Origin of the sequence: Arthrobacter sp. B0490, from assembly GCF_002929355.1 — a bacterium.
Lineage (GTDB): Bacteria > Actinomycetota > Actinomycetes > Actinomycetales > Micrococcaceae > Arthrobacter_D.
Genome location: NZ_PJIR01000106.1, coordinates 1 through 626, shown reverse-complemented (window position 1 = coordinate 626; position 626 = coordinate 1). Strand labels below are relative to the sequence as shown.

The 626-nt window shown below is 71.1% G+C and carries 1 protein-coding gene; it reads right to left on the bottom strand.

Annotated elements, in window-relative coordinates:
• Positions 1-626, bottom strand: a 626-nt coding sequence (locus tag CXQ97_RS18865) for an ATP-grasp domain-containing protein (RefSeq protein WP_146069747.1), incomplete at both ends; no start/stop codon positions are given.

Here is a 626-nt window from a genome sequence, read left to right as displayed (position 1 = left end):
ACCTCCTCGGTGACCGTGTGCTCGACCTGGATGCGCGGGTTCATCTCGATGAACACGTGCTGGCCCGCCCGCTCCCCCACCGTGTCGACCAGGAACTCCACCGTGCCCGCGTTCACGTACCCCAGGGCCGTCGCGAACTTCACCGCGTCCCGGTGCAGGGCCTGCCGGATCCCCTCGTCGAGGTTCGGCGCCGGGGCGATCTCGATGACCTTCTGGTGGCGGCGCTGCAGCGAACAATCCCGCTCGAACAGGTGCATCACGTTGCCTGTCGCGTCGGCGAGGATCTGCACCTCGATATGCCGCGGCCGCAACACCGCCTGCTCCAGGAACATCGTCGGATCCCCGAACGCGGACTCCGCCTCGCGCATCGCCGCGTCCAGCGCCTCCGGCAACGCCTCCCGCGTATCCACCCGCCGCATCCCACGACCGCCACCACCGGCCACGGCCTTCGCGAACACCGGGAACCCGATCTCGTCCGCCGCAGCGATCAGCTCCGCCACGTCCGCGCTCGGCCGGGAGGACGCCAGCACCGGGATGCCCGCCGCGCGCGCCGCGTCCAGGGCCTTGACCTTGTTCCCGGCGAGCTCCAGCACGTCCGCCGGCGGACCCACGAACGTGATCCCCGC